Origin of the sequence: Primorskyibacter marinus, from assembly GCF_003313245.1 — a bacterium.
GTDB lineage: Bacteria > Pseudomonadota > Alphaproteobacteria > Rhodobacterales > Rhodobacteraceae > Primorskyibacter > Primorskyibacter marinus.
In genome coordinates this window covers 1-15,072 of record NZ_QJSD01000006.1, presented here as the reverse complement: position 1 = coordinate 15,072, position 15,072 = coordinate 1, and the positions used below count along the sequence as shown (strand labels likewise).

General features: G+C 58.1%; 11 protein-coding genes and 1 pseudogene. 8 read left to right on the top strand and 4 right to left on the bottom strand.

Going from position 1 to position 15,072, the window contains the following annotated elements; all coding sequences use genetic code 11:
* Positions 1 to 93: 93 nt before the first annotated feature.
* On the top strand, positions 94 to 624 hold the full coding sequence (locus DMZ65_RS09945; protein WP_438942719.1) for an invasion associated locus B family protein: 531 nt from the start codon (positions 94 to 96) through the stop codon (positions 622 to 624).
* Between the two features lie 130 nt (positions 625 to 754).
* On the top strand, positions 755 to 1,936 hold the full coding sequence (gene rlmN / locus DMZ65_RS09940) for a dual-specificity RNA methyltransferase RlmN (protein WP_116598764.1): 1,182 nt from the start codon (positions 755 to 757) through the stop codon (positions 1,934 to 1,936).
* A 60-nt stretch (positions 1,937 to 1,996) separates the two neighbouring features.
* Here the strand turns inward: rlmN and DMZ65_RS09935 are convergent, their stop codons facing one another.
* Both DMZ65_RS09935 and ade read right to left on the bottom strand, forming a co-directional pair.
* On the bottom strand, positions 1,997 to 3,667 hold the full coding sequence (locus tag DMZ65_RS09935) for a calcium-binding protein (RefSeq protein WP_116598763.1): 1,671 nt from the start codon (positions 3,665 to 3,667) through the stop codon (positions 1,997 to 1,999).
* Positions 3,668 to 3,791: 124 nt separating this feature from the next.
* Positions 3,792 to 5,489: an adenine deaminase gene (ade, locus tag DMZ65_RS09930; RefSeq protein ID WP_116598762.1), complete on the bottom strand. Its 1,698-nt coding sequence runs from the start codon at positions 5,487 to 5,489 to the stop codon at positions 3,792 to 3,794.
* Between the two features lie 405 nt (positions 5,490 to 5,894).
* Here ade and DMZ65_RS19450 point away from each other — a divergent pair, with 405 nt between their 5' ends.
* The 4 genes from DMZ65_RS19450 to DMZ65_RS09910 all read left to right on the top strand — a co-directional run bounded on the left by DMZ65_RS19450 (position 5,895) and on the right by DMZ65_RS09910 (position 10,623).
* A complete protein-coding gene (locus tag DMZ65_RS19450) occupies positions 5,895 to 6,545 on the top strand; it encodes a hypothetical protein (RefSeq protein WP_157960593.1) in 651 nt (216 codons plus the stop codon).
* Positions 6,538 to 7,503 (top strand): TAXI family TRAP transporter solute-binding subunit, encoded by a 966-nt coding sequence (locus DMZ65_RS09920; RefSeq protein ID WP_198662656.1) that lies wholly within the window; start codon positions 6,538 to 6,540, stop codon positions 7,501 to 7,503. Before DMZ65_RS19450 ends, DMZ65_RS09920 begins: the two co-directional genes overlap by 8 nt.
* A 79-nt stretch (positions 7,504 to 7,582) precedes the next feature.
* Positions 7,583 to 10,195 (top strand): TRAP transporter permease, encoded by a 2,613-nt coding sequence (locus DMZ65_RS09915; protein ID WP_116598760.1) that lies wholly within the window; start codon positions 7,583 to 7,585, stop codon positions 10,193 to 10,195.
* A complete protein-coding gene (locus DMZ65_RS09910; RefSeq protein WP_084352869.1) occupies positions 10,192 to 10,623 on the top strand; it encodes a universal stress protein in 432 nt (143 codons plus the stop codon). The genes DMZ65_RS09915 and DMZ65_RS09910 overlap by 4 nt, the downstream gene beginning before the upstream one ends.
* 29 nt (positions 10,624 to 10,652) lie before the next feature.
* Here the strand turns inward: DMZ65_RS09910 and DMZ65_RS09905 are convergent, their stop codons facing one another.
* Positions 10,653 to 12,311, bottom strand: coding sequence for a thiamine pyrophosphate-binding protein (locus tag DMZ65_RS09905; RefSeq protein WP_116598759.1), 1,659 nt, complete (start codon positions 12,309 to 12,311; stop codon positions 10,653 to 10,655).
* A gap of 129 nt (positions 12,312 to 12,440) precedes the next feature.
* Between DMZ65_RS09905 and DMZ65_RS09900 the strand changes: the two genes are divergently transcribed.
* Positions 12,441 to 12,992 carry an NADPH-dependent FMN reductase gene (locus DMZ65_RS09900; protein ID WP_116598758.1) on the top strand — a complete coding sequence of 184 codons (552 nt, stop codon included), beginning with the start codon at positions 12,441 to 12,443 and terminating at the stop codon, positions 12,990 to 12,992.
* A gap of 58 nt (positions 12,993 to 13,050) precedes the next feature.
* Here the strand turns inward: DMZ65_RS09900 and DMZ65_RS09895 are convergent, their stop codons facing one another.
* Positions 13,051 to 13,722, bottom strand: coding sequence for a sugar transferase (locus DMZ65_RS09895; protein WP_500048335.1), 672 nt, complete (start codon positions 13,720 to 13,722; stop codon positions 13,051 to 13,053).
* A 576-nt stretch (positions 13,723 to 14,298) separates the two neighbouring features.
* Between DMZ65_RS09895 and DMZ65_RS09890 the strand changes: the two are divergent.
* Positions 14,299 to 15,072: pseudogene (locus DMZ65_RS09890) on the top strand (IS5 family transposase); the annotation flags it as partial.

The following is a 15,072-nucleotide window of genomic DNA, read 5'->3' as shown; positions in this document are numbered from 1 at the left end:
AGGAAACGGGTGTTTCCCGCAATAATCAAAGGCCGCTGGACGGTTGGGACATCTGAACTTAATTGAGGCTTAGGACAGCTGGAGGCTGGACATATGATTTCACGTTTTGCGCGTTTGGCAGCCGCGGCTTTCATGGCACTGGCCGCGACTGGCGTTGCCGCGCAGCAAGAAAGCACCAATCAGGTCAACGCGATCACCGATTGGAGCGTTTTTGAGGGCAGCGACCCCCGCGAATGCTGGGCTGTCACGACCTACAAGGAAAGCGTCAACACCAAAGGTGGGCGCGTCGTGGCCGTGACGCGAGGCGACATTCTGCTGATGGTATTTTATCGCCCCGGTGCCGAAGTGCAGGGCCAGCTGGCCTTTACCGGCGGGTATCCCTTCGCGGGCGGATCAACCGTCAACGTCAATATTGGCGGCACGGAATTCGAACTGATCACCGATGGCGAATGGGCGTGGCCCGCATCGCCGCAGGATGACGGCAAGATCGTGGCTGCGATGAAGCGCGGTGCCGATGCGGTGCTGACGGCACAATCCTCGCGCGGGACACAGACCAAGGACACGTTCTCTTTGCTGGGGTTCACGGCCGCGATCGAAGATGCGGAAAAGCGCTGCTCCAGCTAACGCTTTTCCGATGCCACTGTGACAATGAAGCAGGCCTTTCCGCATCGGAAGGGCCTTTTCGCACTTGGCCCTTTGGCTTTGCCGCGCGAATCCTATATGTACCCGCATCCACCTTCAAAGGACGTAAACCATGCCTGCCAGCGCGCCGATCACGCAAGACGTTGCCACCATTCCACGCAAGATGCCGGAAGGGCCGGTGAATCTTGTCGGGTTGACGCGGGACGGGCTGCGCGCCGCGCTGATCGAGGCGGGAACGCCCGAGAAACAGGCCAAGATGCGCGCCGGGCAGATCTGGCAATGGCTTTATCATTGGGGCGTGCGCGATTTCGACCGCATGACCAACCTGTCCAAGGACTACCGGGCGATGCTTGCGCGGACCTTCGTGATTTCACTGCCAGAGGTGGTGACACGGCAGGTGTCGAATGACGGCACGCGCAAATATCTGGTGCGGATCGCGGGCGGGCATGAAGTAGAGGTGGTCTATATTCCCGAGACGGATCGCGGAACGCTGTGCATTTCTTCTCAGGTCGGGTGCACGCTGACCTGTTCATTCTGTCACACCGGCACGCAAAAGTTGGTGCGCAACTTGACTGCCGCCGAGATTGTCGGGCAGATCATGCTGGCGCGCGACGATCTGGACGAATGGCCGAAGCCCGGTGTCGGTGCCAACGACGCCGGCCCCCGCCTTTTGTCCAATATCGTTCTGATGGGGATGGGAGAGCCGCTATATAACTTTGAGAACGTCCGCGACGGGATGAAGATTGCGATGGACCCCGAGGGGATCTCGTTGTCGCGCCGCCGCATCACGCTGTCGACCAGCGGAGTCGTCCCTGAGATTGCCAAGACGGCGGAAGAGATCGGATGTTTGCTGGCCGTCAGCTTTCACGCCACTACGGACGAGGTACGCGACAAGCTGGTGCCGATCAACAAGCGCTGGAATATCGAAACGCTTCTGGGCGCGCTTCGCGATTATCCGCGGCTGTCGAACTCTGAACGGATTACGTTTGAGTATGTGATGCTGAAAGGGGTGAATGACAGTGACGAGGACGCGCATCGGCTGATCAAGCTGATCGAGGGCATCCCTGCCAAGATCAACCTGATTCCGTTCAACGAATGGCCCGGCGCGCCATATGAACGATCGTCAAACAACCGCATTCACGCATTCGCGGATATTATCTACAAGGCCGGGTATGCCTCGCCGATCCGGACCCCGCGTGGCGAAGACATCATGGCCGCCTGTGGCCAGTTGAAATCCGCGACAGAGCGGGCGCGCAAGTCCCGCGCGCAGATCGCGCAGGAAACCGGACTGTAACTTCAGTTCAAGCGGCGCGGTTCCGGAAAGCCACAAACCGCGCCAAATGGTCCGGTCAGTTTAGGCCAGAAGGTCGTAGATCTGGCCGGCGATCTGTATGTTGATCTCGGTCTGATCGCCGCCATCAACCAATGCCCAGAGTTTTTGCCCCGTGGGTTTGTATCCGATGAAGGCTTCGGCGACATTGGGATCGTCCGCTCCCGGCGTGGTCGCGAAATTCACAACGTAATCCGAGGCCGAAGACCCGCGGATGCCGCTGAGCAGAACGTCGCCCTGCGCGGCGTTGTAATCCTTCACCCAATCCGTGTTGTGAAGCTTGATTCCGGCATGGAAAAACAGGTCGGCACCAGTGCCACCGTGCAGCCGATCGTGACCAAAGCCGCCATTGATGAAATCATCGCCGCCGCCGCCGATGATCTTGTCTCCCCAGTCCGACCCGCTCAGGACATCATCGCCGTTGCCGCCATGAAGGGTATCTGCGCCGAAGCCGCCAATAATGGTGTCATTGCCATCGTCGCCATGCAACCTGTCATTGCCATATCCGCCGTCGATATGGTCATCGCCGCGGCCCGCAAACACATCGTCACGCCGGTCTCTGGTTGTGTCACCACCCATGATCGTGTCGTTGCCATCCCCGCCTATGATCGTGTCCTCTCCGTCGCCGCCCAGCATGTTGTCGGAAAAGCGCGATCCGTTCAGGCGGTCATTACCGAGGCCACCCAGAAGCGTTGTGGACGGGCCCGTCGACGTCAGGACGTCGTCGCCCTTGTTGCCGTTCAGAGTTTCCGTACCGTCCCGCCCGACGATGGTGTCGTCTCCGGCAAGACCGGCGACATAGGATCTGCCATAGTCGGATTCCAGATAGTTGCTGATCTGCGGGCCAAGCGGCACGTCGATTTCCATGTTGTCAAAGACCAACCCGTCCACCAGATAGATTTCGTCCGCGTTTGGGTCGTCGAGGTCCGAAATGAAGTCGCCGGTCGCCCGGAGGATTTCGGTATTGTCAGGCGCACGCAGGATCACGTTGTCGATCCGAAGACCGCTCAATGCGCTCGAGTCCACGCTTACGTCGTCACCAAACAAGCTAAGCATCGGCACTGCGCTGCCCAGATCGGTTGGGAGCCGTCCGTTGACCGACAGTGTGAAATCGTCGATTCTAACGCTTACGGTATTCCGGCCGAAGCTGGCCGAAATCAGTTCATCTCCGGATTGCGAAAGCGACAGGCTGGTGACCTGATAGGCGGCAAGAACCGCGGTATGTTCGGCGATTTCCGCGTCGGTCAGGTACTCGGAATCCGACAGTGAAATGATCGCAAACATGGTTTCAAGTATGTCTGGCAGGCTGGTCGGCAGCGCCCCTCTGATGTCCAGTCTGATGTCGTCATACCGAACCTGATAGGACGACGGTGTAAGGCTGATGCCCAGAACTTCGGTCCCGTGATCTGTAAAGGTGAGGCCCGTGACTGTCCCACGAGCGGTTCCATTTTCAAAAGCGCGGCTCAGCGCCTCGACCGACGAGGTCGGTGCAAAGCCACGTCCAAGGATATTCATCGCATAGCCATCGTCACTGAACGACAGCCTGTTTGACGACAGCGAGATGTCAGGGTCATCGCTGAATATCGGATCGAACGATGCCAAAGAGGCGTCGAAGGACAGCGACCCCAGCGCATTGAGGTCGAAATCGTCGAAGTAGTCGAGATTGCTGGATGAAACGCTGACCGTTACCGTCATATTAATGCCTCGCTAAAGAATGTGCGTCGCGGTGGAATATGCCCTGACGCGAAACGCGCCACAACTTCAATAATGATTGTGGTTTATTTTTGACAGAAGGTTCAGCTTTCCTGCTTTCCGGGGATCAGCCCGAAATGATCTCGAACTTCGCCACATCGACCATGCCGCGATCGGTGATCTTCAGTGCCGGGATGACGGGTAGGGCAAGAAAGGCCAGTTGCAGGAAGGGTTCTTCCAGCACGACACCAAGCTCTTTGGCCGCTGCGCGCAGGTCCGTCAGCCGGTCGCGGACCTCTTCGAAGGGCGCGAGGCTCATCAAGCCGGCGACGGGCAGGGCCAGTTCTGCCAAGATCTTGCCATCGCAAGCGACGACAAACCCGCCTTCGATCTCTGCCAGACGGTTGGCAGCGACGGCCATGTCGGCATAATCCGCGCCGACGCAGGCAATATTGTGATGATCGTGGCAAACCGTTGAGGCAATTGCCCCTTTCTGAAGCCCGAAACCACGGACAAAGCCGGTGGCGATATTGCCGTTCTTTCCGTGCCGTTCGACCACCGCGATGCGGATCAGGTCGCGGCTGGTGTCCGGGGCTTTGTCGCCATCGGCGATGGCAATGTCCTCGGTCAGATGCTGGGTGATAATCTTGCCTTCGACAATTCCGATCACATCCGTTGCTTCGCGGTTGCCGGTGCTGCGGAAACTTGCCTCTGTCAGCTTTGGCGCAGTGACAGAGGCGCGACCGACGGGTTCGACATGACCGCGTGCGTCAAAAGCGGCTGCGCCGACGCGCACCCCGCCGCAAAACACCATCCGGGCGTCGCACTGCTCCAGACTGTTCAGCGCCACGATATCGGCACGTTTGCCGGGGGCGATCAGCCCGCGATCCTTCAGGCCGAACGCCTCTGCCGCTGAAAGCGAGGCGGCGCGATAGGCCGCAAGCGGCGGCGTGCCAAGCGCGATCAGCGTGCGGATCATGTAATCAAGATGGCCATATTCGGCGATGTCCAGCGGGTTGCGATCATCGGTGCACAGGCACATGTAGGGCGCTGTTCGCTCTGTCAGCACGGGCTGCAAGGCGTGCAGATCCTTGGACACAGACCCTTCGCGGATCAGCACGCGCATGCCTTTTTGCAACTTTTCGCGGGCCTCTTCGGCTGTGGTTGCCTCGTGTTCGGTGCCGATCCCCGCAGCGATATAGGCGTTAAGGTCGCGCCCCGACAGTTGCGGGCAATGCCCGTCCACATGGCCGCCCTCGAACAGGCGCAGTTTGGCCATTGCTTGAGGATCACGGTGAATAACGCCGGGATAGTTCATGAATTCGGCCAGCCCGATGCCCGACGGGTGGCCCATCAGCCCGGCCAGATCCGCGGCCAGGATTTCAGCACCAGCGGTTTCCATATGCGTGGAGGGCACGCAAGACGACAGCTGCACCTTGATATCCATCACCGTATGTTCGCTGGCCTGCTGGAAATAGCGGATGCCGTCAACGCCCACGACATTGGCGATCTCATGCGGATCGCAGATTGCGGTGGTCACGCCGCGCGGGGCGACGCAGCGGTCGAACTCAAAGGGCGTGATGCAGGACGATTCAATATGCAGATGCGTGTCAATAAAGCCCGGCACCAGTATCAGCCCGCTGACGTCAATCACCTCGCGGCCCTCATAGCTGTCGCAGGTGCCGATGATGGTGTCGCCAAGGATGGCCACGTCGCCGTCCAGCAATTCGCCTGTGATGAGGTCCAGAATCCTGCCGCCACGCAATACGATATCTGCGGGTTGGTCACCACGTCCTGCGGCAATGCGGGTTTCCAGATCTGGCATGTGGGTCTCCTGTTGCGTCGCCCCAGCAGAGCGGAAAGTCGCGTAAAGGTCCAGTGGTCGCCTGCAACCAAATTATGCCGTTGTGCGACGCGTATTCAGTTGCAGGGGCCCGATGCATTACGCATCGCATATTGAGTGCGTCGTTCATCACGCGGTGCAAGGGCGTGCTGGCAATTCGGGGTCAATGTTGCCCGCGTCTTCGACAACTTTCGGAAAACGGTGTCGAAAGAAGCCGAAAGCTGGCCCAGGTGCCGGTCTGCCCAGAGCGTTTCGACAAAGGCGGGTGGTGATCTTGCTGAGGCATAGGGTCGGATGCCTGCACACTCACGCAGAAATAGCATGGGCTCAATTGTTGACAGGTGACGAGCCGGGTGCGTAGATTTCGTCTGGGGGAGAAGAAAAGACATGCCTGAAAGCACAGGTTTGACTCGCAGGAGAACTGTAAAATGCACTGCGAGCTTTGTCATTGGACATAGCCATGCAGAGGGTATTGACCGCCGCCGGTTCGGGGCGGGCAACAATTCCGCGCGTCCGTTCTCGACGTTCGGCTCTTTTATGGCGTCGGGTTTTTTTCGGGTGCCCAAGAGGCAGGCTTGCCGGGGTCGAGGGACGCGACAGAACGCGCCACGCCGCAGATCGGCCCAGCACACATCACGAATTTCCGAACGGCCGCGCGCGGTTGGGTGGCGCTTTCAGAAGCAAAATGTTCTGGTGCAAGCGACAAAAACCTCTTTCGCCGGATGCGTGGTTTTTGCTGAAATGCCGGACCACCGACGGGCGGCCGTCGCCGTCATCTCGGCTGATAACAGTGCATGTCTGGCGTTGACCTTTGCAATCCATGCGGTCATCGTTCGGGTAGTTATGCCAAACGACCTCAACATATGCGTCGCGAACCTGGCGTTCGAGGGGACGGTTTTCACTATGTCGAACGACAACATGAACCGTGATGTCGCCGTGATCGCGCGTAATATCGAAGTGCAAAACCGGACCCTGCAAAAGTTCGGTCGATCCGATCAAGAAACTGTAACCAACGTAAAGGAGTATATCTATGTTTAACAAATTGGGACTGGGGGCCGCTGTCATGGTCGCGGGGGTCGCGATGGCACCTGCTGCGATGGCGCAGGATTTCATCACCATCGGGACCGGCGGCGTGACTGGTGTTTATTACCCGACCGGTGGCGCGATCTGCCGCCTTGTAAACAAAGGCCGCAAGGATCATGGCATCCGTTGCTCCGTAGAGTCGACGGGTGGTTCGGTTTACAACGTCAACACGATCCGCGCGGGCGAGCTTGAATTTGGCGTCGCACAGTCGGACATCCAGTATAATGCTTATGAAGGTGTCGAGCAGTTCGACGGCGAAGCGTTTGAAGGTCTGCGCTCGGTTTTCTCGATCCACCCAGAGCCGTTCACAGTTGTGGCGCGCGCCGATGCGGGTATCTCGTCTTTCGAGGACCTCAAGGGCAAGCGCGTGAACATCGGTAACCCCGGTTCCGGCCAGCGCGCCACGATGGAAGTTCTGCTGGAGGCAATGGGTTGGAGCAATGATGACTTCGCCCTGGCGACAGAGCTGAAAGCGGCGGAACAGTCCGCAGCCCTTTGCGACAACCAGATCGATGCCATGGTCTACACGGTCGGTCACCCTTCCGGGTCCATTCAGGAAGCCACCACAGCGTGCGATTCCGTTCTGGTCAACGTGACTGGCGAAACCGTTGACAAACTGGTCGCGGACTACCCGTTCTACCGCGTCGCAACGATCCCCGGTGGTATGTACCGCGGGTCGGATGAAGACGTCACTACCTTCGGTGTTGGTGCCACTTTGGTGTCTTCGGCTGACGTGTCCGAGGATGCGGTCTATGCGCTGACATCTGCGGTCTTCGAAAATTTCGACGACTTCAAGCAGCTGCACCCGGCTTTCGCCAATCTCACCAAGGAAGAGATGGCAAATGACGGTCTTTCCGCGCCGCTGCATCCGGGTGCCGAGAAATACTACAAAGAGGCTGGCCTGATCGAGTGATTGGCTGACCATATCGGGGGGCAAGTGCGCCCCCCGATTTCGTTTTAGAGTATATTTTTCGCCAACAGGAGGCTGACGGATGGCCGATACCAAGAACCGGGCTTTGTCCGAAGAAGAGCTACAGGATCTCGTTACATCGTCAGATTCCGGCGCGCGCAGTCCGCAAGGCAGCGTTGCACTGTTCATGGCTGTCGTGGCGTTGGTCTGGTCTTTGTTTCAGGTCCTTCTGGCATCACCCGTGTCAAACCTTCTGCTTCCGGGCGATATCATCAACAATTCGCGCCAGATCCATCTGGCATTCGCAGTCTTTTTGGCGTTCATGGCCTATCCGGCACTGAAATCCAGCCCAAGGCACTATATTCCGATTCAGGACTGGGCTTTGGGCATTTTTGGCGCATTCCTCGCGCTTTATGGGTATATCTTCTACGAAAAGATCGTCGCATCTGGCGGTTTGGCTGATGACACCGACAAATGGTTCGCGCTGGCCGGCCTGATTATCCTGTTCGAGGGCGCACGTCGCGCGCTTGGCCCCGCGATGGCCATCATTGCAACGATCTTCCTGCTTTACGTCTTCTTCGGCGCCTCCGCTGCCGTCCCGGAAGTCATTCGGTGGAAAGGTGCCTCGCTGCAAAAGGCGATGAGCCACATGTGGATCACCTCTGAAGGTGTGTTCGGGATCGCGCTGGGGGTTTCAACGAAATTCGTCTTTCTTTTCGTGTTGTTCGGCGCGCTTTTGGACAAGGCGGGCGCGGGCAACTACTTTATCAAGATGGCCTTTGGGGCGCTTGGGCACCTTCGGGGCGGCCCTGCCAAAGCGGCTGTCGTCGGCTCTGCCGCAACCGGCCTGATCTCGGGGTCTTCGATTGCCAACGTGGTCACCACCGGAACATTCACCATTCCGCTGATGAAGCGTGTGGGCTTTTCGTCTGAAAAGGCCGGCGCGGTCGAGGTTGCTTCTTCGGTCAACGGTCAGATCATGCCGCCTGTCATGGGGGCGGCGGCCTTCCTGATGGTCGAATATGTCGGCATTTCCTATGTCGAGGTCATCACGCATGCCTTTCTGCCTGCGGTGATTTCCTACATCGCGCTGGTCTATATCGTGCATCTTGAAGCGGTGAAGCTGAACATGCCGACGCTGGGTGATCGCGTTGTCAGCATGGGCAAAACCGTCGGTGGTATGGCGGCGTTCTTCGTGGGTTTCGCGGCGCTGTGTTATGGCACGAAATACCCGGTTGCCCTTGTCACATCCATGATGCCCGAGGGCGCGGCATGGGTCCTGGCAGCACTGACCTTTGCGGCCTACCTGGTGTTGTTGTATCTTGCAGCACAGGTTCCGGATCTGGAGCCTGACGATCCCAATTCCGAAGACGTGACCCTGCCGGTGGTGGGCGAAATCTACAAATCCGGTCTCTACTATCTGCTGCCGATCATCGTGCTGGTCTATTTCCTGATGATTGAACAGAAATCGCCGGGTCTGTCTGCCTTCTGGGCGTCCTTCCTGCTGTTTGGCATCTTGCTGACCCAGCGGCCACTTAAGGCGATGTTTCGCGGCGAAAGCGAAGTGTTCAACGCTTTCAAACTGGGCGTTATGGACCTGATCAGCGGGATGATCGACGGCGCGCGCAACATGATCGGCATCGGTCTGGCAACCGCCACTGCGGGCGTGATCGTTGGCACCGTGACCTTGACCGGCGTCGGGCAGGTCATGGCCGATCTGGTCGAATTCCTGTCTGGCGGAAACCTGATCCTGATGCTGGTGATGGTGGGTATCCTCAGCCTCATCCTTGGGATGGGCCTGCCGACGACCGCCAACTACATCGTCGTCAGTTCGCTGATGGCCGGAGTTGTGGTGGAGCTGGGGGCACAGTCGGGGCTGATCGTTCCGCTTATCGCGGTGCACCTCTTCGTGTTCTACTTCGGCATCATGGCGGATGTGACGCCGCCTGTGGGGCTTGCCAGCTTTGCCGCCGCGGCGGTGTCTGGCGGGGATGCGATCCGCACAGGGTTTATCGCCTTCTTCTACAGCCTGCGGACCGTGGCGCTGCCATTCATGTTCATCTTCAATACCGATCTTCTGCTGATCGACGTGGGATGGGTGCAGGGGATCATCATCTTCATCGTCGCGACCATCGCCATACTTGTTTTCACGGCGGGTACGATGGGCTGGTTCCTCACCAAGTCGCGGATCTGGGAAAGCGTCGCACTGGTGCTGATTGCCTTCGTTCTGTTCCGGCCGGGAATTGTGTTGGACAGGTTCCAGCCGCCCTACGCGGATTTCGACGCGTCGCAGCTTGAACAGGTTCTGGACGAGGCCGAAGTCGGCGATGTCGCCCGGATCCGGGTCTTCGGACCGGACTTCCTGTCCGGAGAAGCGTCGGAGACAACCTTGGTTCTTAATATCGAAAGCGAGGGCACAGGTGCCGAACGTCTGGACGGCAAGGGCATTGTCCTGGTCCAGGATGAGGAGGGGCGCACCGTGATGGAAGAGCCGTTCCCGACATCGCCTTTCTTTGATGTGCTTGGCAGTTTCGATTTCTACGGTGATAATCCTGTGGAAATCACCCGCGTTCGGGTGCCCGCCGACCAATGGCCGAAAGAGCTTATCTTCATTCCGACACTTCTCTTGCTGGGTTTGATTGCCTATTTGCAACATGCGCGTAGTGGTCGCGAAACCGAAGGAGCTATCGCATGAGTAAATCTGTTTTGTGCGCGGTGGACATCAACGAAACCGGACAGGAGGTGCAGGTTCTAGAGCGCGCGGCGCAGCTGGCGGTTCTGGATGGCGCGTCATTGGATGTGGTGACCGTGGTGCCTGATTTCGGCAGCAGCATGGTTGCTGGCTTCTTCGAGGCGCATCATCACGAAAAAGCGGTGAAGCACGTCAGTCAGGAGCTGCACAAGTTCGTTGAAAATATTCTGGGCGCGGAAAATGCAAAAAACGTGCGCCACATCGTGTCGACCGGCAAAGCCTACGAGGAAATCCTCAAAGTCGCCCGAGAGACAACGCCCGAACTGATCGTGCTGGGCGCGCATAAACCGGACCTCAAGGATTACCTTTTGGGACCAAATGCGGCGCGCGTCGTTCGATTTGCAAAATCCTCGGTCTATGTCGTCCGGTAAAGCGCAAATTTCCTGAGAAGGCGGGGGCGTCAGCCTTTTGCCTTCTCGCCCAATGCCCGGAATTGGCTGACTGTCATCGTCGTTGACAGCATCTCCGGATCAGTGACCACCTCGATCACAGATGGCAGGCCCGATGCGCGCGCGCGCGCAAATGCTTCTCCAAAGGCTTCAGTGGTCTCCACGCGCTCGCCATGCCCGCCATAGGCGCGCGCCAGCGCCGCGAAGTCTGGATTGGCCATCTCTGTCCCGGAAACACGACCGGGATAAGTCTTTTCCTGATGCATCCGGATTGTCCCGTACCGCCCGTTATTGACCACAATCGTGATCACTGCAGCGCCGTGCTGCCGTGCTGTCGACATCTCGTTCAATGTCATCTGGAAGCAGCCGTCGCCCGCCAGACATACCACCACCCGGTCCGGGTGGTGCAATTTGGCCGCGATCGCCGCCGGAAAGCCGTATCCCATAGAGCCGGATGTGGGCGCCAGCTGCGCGTCATATTGGCGGAACTGGTAATAGCGGTGGATGAACGCCGCATAGTTGCCGGCACCGTTGGTGATGATCGCATCATCGGGCAGCATGTCGGACATCCAGCGCAGCACTTGTTCCAGTTTCACCGCGCCGGGGGTTTCCTGAGGTTCGCGCCATGCCTCGTAATCCGCGCGGGCAGAGGCGGTCCATTCGGGCCAGCCCTGAGTGCCGGGCAGCTCTGCCAGCACCTCAAGGGCGGCAGGGGCGGTGCAGGTCAACGACGCTTCAACGCCATAAACGGCACCGATCTCATCCGGATCGGGCAGCACATGCAAAAGCGATTTATTCGTGCCGGCTGGGTCGGGCAGGGTATAGCCAGCCGTTTCAATATCACCGAACCGCGTACCAAGCAGCAATAAACAGTCCGAGTCGCGGACCCGCTGTGACAGCTTTGGGTTGGCACCGACGCCCAGATCGCCGACATAACAGGCATGACGATTGTCAAGATGCCCCTGCCTGCGGAAACTGACAGCGACCGGGATATTCTGCGTTTCAGCAAACCGCGCGAGATTCAATGCCGCCGACGCGCTCCAGCCGGGACCGCCTGCGACGACCAAGGGGCGCTCGGCGCGATGCAGCTTGTCCAGCAGCGCCTGTACGTCTTCGCGCGCCGGTCGGGCGATGGCGGCCCCCGTGCCGGAGAAATCCGGCACCTCTGCGCTGGCTGACAGCATATCCTCTGGCAGCGCCAACACGACCGGACCGGGCCTTCCGGAGTTCGCAACACGGAACGCCCGCGCGACGTATTCAGGGATGCGGGCGGTCTCGTCGATTTCCGCGACCCATTTCGCCAGCGATCCGAACATGGCGCGATAATCGACTTCCTGGAACGCCTCGCGGTCACGGTGTCCGCGGGCGATCTGGCCGACAAACAACACCATCGGTGTGCTGTCCTGTCGCGCGACATGTATACCGGCGCTGGCATTCGTAGCCCCCGGCCCGCGCGTTACGAAGGCGACACCGGGTTGACCTGTCAGCTTGCCATGCGCCTCAGCCATCATTGAGGCACCGCCTTCGTGTCGGCACACGACGTTCTGGATGCCACTGTCATGAAGCCCGTCGAGCGCGGCAAGAAAACTTTCGCCCGGCACAGAGAACACCTGGTCGACACCGAGTTTTACAAGCTGATCCGTGAGGATTTGGCCGCCGTGCCGTTTCATCTGTCGCTCCGAATTGGATAAGGTTTGTCAAACTGTGGGACACTGATCCGGCGAGTGCAAGCCGACAAGGGGCTTGCACTGAGCCGCACCACAGCTACGTTCTGACGACAACCTGTTCAGAGGACTTATATGACCGAACTTGCCCTGCTGGGAATATCCGGCTCTTTGCGTGCCGCATCGACCAATACAAAGCTTGTCCATCAGGCCGCGCGCCATTTCGGGACAGCGCAATTCATGCTGGCCGATCTGCATCTGCCGCTTTTCGATCAGGACATCCAGGACGGACCGGGTATTCCATCCGAGGTGCAGCTTTTGGCGGATCAGATCGCCTTTGCGGACGCTGTGGTGATTTCTACTCCAGAGTATAACAAGGCGATATCAGGCGTTCTGAAAAATGCTCTTGATTGGGTCAGCCGTACGGAAGGCAACCCTTGGAGGGACAAGCCAGTGGCTGTCATGTCGTCTGCGGCCGGTCGGGCAGGGGGCGAAAGGTCTCAATGGGTGCTGCGTCTGTGTCTGAACCCATTCCGGCCGCATGTGCTCCCCGGTCCGGAAATGCACCTGGCCGGCCCGACAAGGGAATTCACCGACGATGGTGATTTGCCAAACGAGTTGTATCAAAAGGTCTTAAAGGAATTGATGAAAGAGTTGCGGTCCGAAGCGTTGCGCCGCAAATCTTAGTCGGAAACGAAAAGGGCCGCGTAATAGCGACCCTCTTTGTTGACCCGGATGGTAGAGTTCAGCAGCCAGTGCCGCGCAGGACCACGCCGACTGTGCGCAGCATGACCTTCAGGTCGGTGCGCAGCGACAGGTCATTCAGATAATCCGCGTCAAAGAAGGCGCGGTCAGAAAAGCTCGATTTGTTCCGAGCGGAAATTTGCCAGAACCCGGTGATGCCCGGACGCAATGCGTAATAGGCCGTTCCAGGATAAAGGCGACGCTGGCACAGCATCATTGGTCGCGGACCAACCAAAGACATGTCGCCCTTCAGGACGTTCCAAAGCTGCGGGAGCTCATCCAGGGATGTCTTGCGGATAAAGCGGCCAACCAAAGTGATGCGCGGATCATGGACCAGCTTTTGACTGTGGTCCCATTCGGCGCGCGCTGCGGGGTTCTCGGCCAGAAAAGCGGCCAATTCGCGATCCGCGTTCGGCACCATGCTGCGCAGCTTCCACATCCGGAAAACCTTGCCGTTCCGGCCGATGCGTTTTTGAAAGTAGATCGGGCTTCCGCCATCCAGCATGATCAAGGGCACAAGGATCACCATGATCGCCAGCAGTGGCAGGATGGCTATAATTGCCAGAACGATGTCCAAAACGCGTTTTCCTGAAGTTTCATAAAACGGTCGGCGCGCAGAACGGATCGCGGTTGGCCGATCGATGAACACTTCAGGCTCAGCGTTCGGCAACATATTTCTCATATGCAAGGTCACAAAAAAATCCTCTCAAGGCACACAACTATGGGTAACAAATCATCCGTAGAACCCACCAAAAGCGCCATCATTGCATCGCAACATGCGATACAGTGAACCAACAAGACGCCGTATGTCGGCATGTTGGACGATCTTGGTATCAATGGGTCTTACAAAACTTACCCTCACTCCAAACGACACACACACCAGCCCCCAAGTGCATCCAGACGAACTAAGAAAATTTCTCATTAAATTCGTTCATCTGATGGACTTATGGCGACCACGATTGTTTCCGTCAACAGCCGGGCGATCACACATCTCTGGGTTGAAACTCGCTGCCGACGCGTAAACTGCCGAACGGAATAGTTAGGTGCAGGGCGCACTTTCTTGAAGGGGAAATCCGGTAGGTTTGCGTCACGATTTCGTTTGTTTTCAAGCCGGGTTTCCGAATACCTGGTTGAGTGCGAAATCGCCGGGTTTTCCAAAGGAGGATAAACAGTCTAGGCAGCACACCCATTAATTCTTGTTTAGGAGCATAAGTTTGTGATTCATTTCGTCTAAACAACGGGCGGGAGGATGGAAGTGGCACGATCAGACATGAGCGATCTGGAATGGGAATTCATCAAAGCTGTCTTACCTAACAAAACGCGCGGCAAGAAGCGGGTGGATGACCGCCGCGTGATCAACGGTATTTTCTACGTCCTGCGCACCGGCATCCCTTGGGCCGATCTGCCCAGCGAATATGGCCCACCGACAACGGTCTATAATCGCTTCAACCGGTGGAGCTATGCGGGCCACTGGGACCGGATCATGGACGCCATCGCCGACGCGCATAACGTGGACACAGTGATGGTCGACGGGACCAGCGTGCGCGCGCATCATTCCGCCACGACTCTCAAAAAAAGACCCGCGCCGCTGTTTAGGTCGCTCACGGGGCGGATTAGGAACGAAAATACATGCACTTACCAATCAGGATGGGCTGCCGATCCGATATGAATTGACACCCGGCCAAGCTCATGACGCGCCGCCGTGCAAGGCGCTACTGGACAATTTGCAACCTGGCCAACATGTGCTCGCGGACAAAGCATATGACGCAGACTGGATCAGAGACTTGATCTGGGAACAGGGCGCTATCGACGTGATCCCTCCCAAGGCCAACCGCAAACTACCCGCCGAATTTGATGCTGCAATCTACCGGGAACGCAACAAAATCGAGCGTTTCTTTGGCAGGCTGAAAGCCTCGTTCCGCCGTATCGCAACCCGATACGAGAAGACGTCACGCAATTTCCTGTCGATGATCAAATTGGCATCGGTCAGGCTGTGGATCGAGTTTTATGAGTCGGCTGCCTA

Coding starts and splice junctions, on each gene's coding strand:
- ade (WP_116598762.1), bottom strand. CDS start 5,489: ATGCCAGATCTGGAAACCCGCATTGCCGCAGGACGTGGTGACCAACCC.
- DMZ65_RS09920 (WP_198662656.1), top strand. CDS start 6,538: ATGTTTAACAAATTGGGACTGGGGGCCGCTGTCATGGTCGCGGGGGTC.
- DMZ65_RS09900 (WP_116598758.1), top strand. CDS start 12,441: ATGACCGAACTTGCCCTGCTGGGAATATCCGGCTCTTTGCGTGCCGCA.
- DMZ65_RS09895 (WP_500048335.1), bottom strand. CDS start 13,722: ATGTTGCCGAACGCTGAGCCTGAAGTGTTCATCGATCGGCCAACCGCG.
- DMZ65_RS09935 (WP_116598763.1), bottom strand. CDS start 3,667: ATGACGGTAACGGTCAGCGTTTCATCCAGCAATCTCGACTACTTCGAC.
- DMZ65_RS09905 (WP_116598759.1), bottom strand. CDS start 12,311: ATGAAACGGCACGGCGGCCAAATCCTCACGGATCAGCTTGTAAAACTC.
- DMZ65_RS09915 (WP_116598760.1), top strand. CDS start 7,583: ATGGCCGATACCAAGAACCGGGCTTTGTCCGAAGAAGAGCTACAGGAT.
- DMZ65_RS19450 (WP_157960593.1), top strand. CDS start 5,895: ATGCCTGAAAGCACAGGTTTGACTCGCAGGAGAACTGTAAAATGCACT.
- DMZ65_RS09910 (WP_084352869.1), top strand. CDS start 10,192: ATGAGTAAATCTGTTTTGTGCGCGGTGGACATCAACGAAACCGGACAG.
- rlmN (WP_116598764.1), top strand. CDS start 755: ATGCCTGCCAGCGCGCCGATCACGCAAGACGTTGCCACCATTCCACGC.
- DMZ65_RS09945 (WP_438942719.1), top strand. CDS start 94: ATGATTTCACGTTTTGCGCGTTTGGCAGCCGCGGCTTTCATGGCACTG.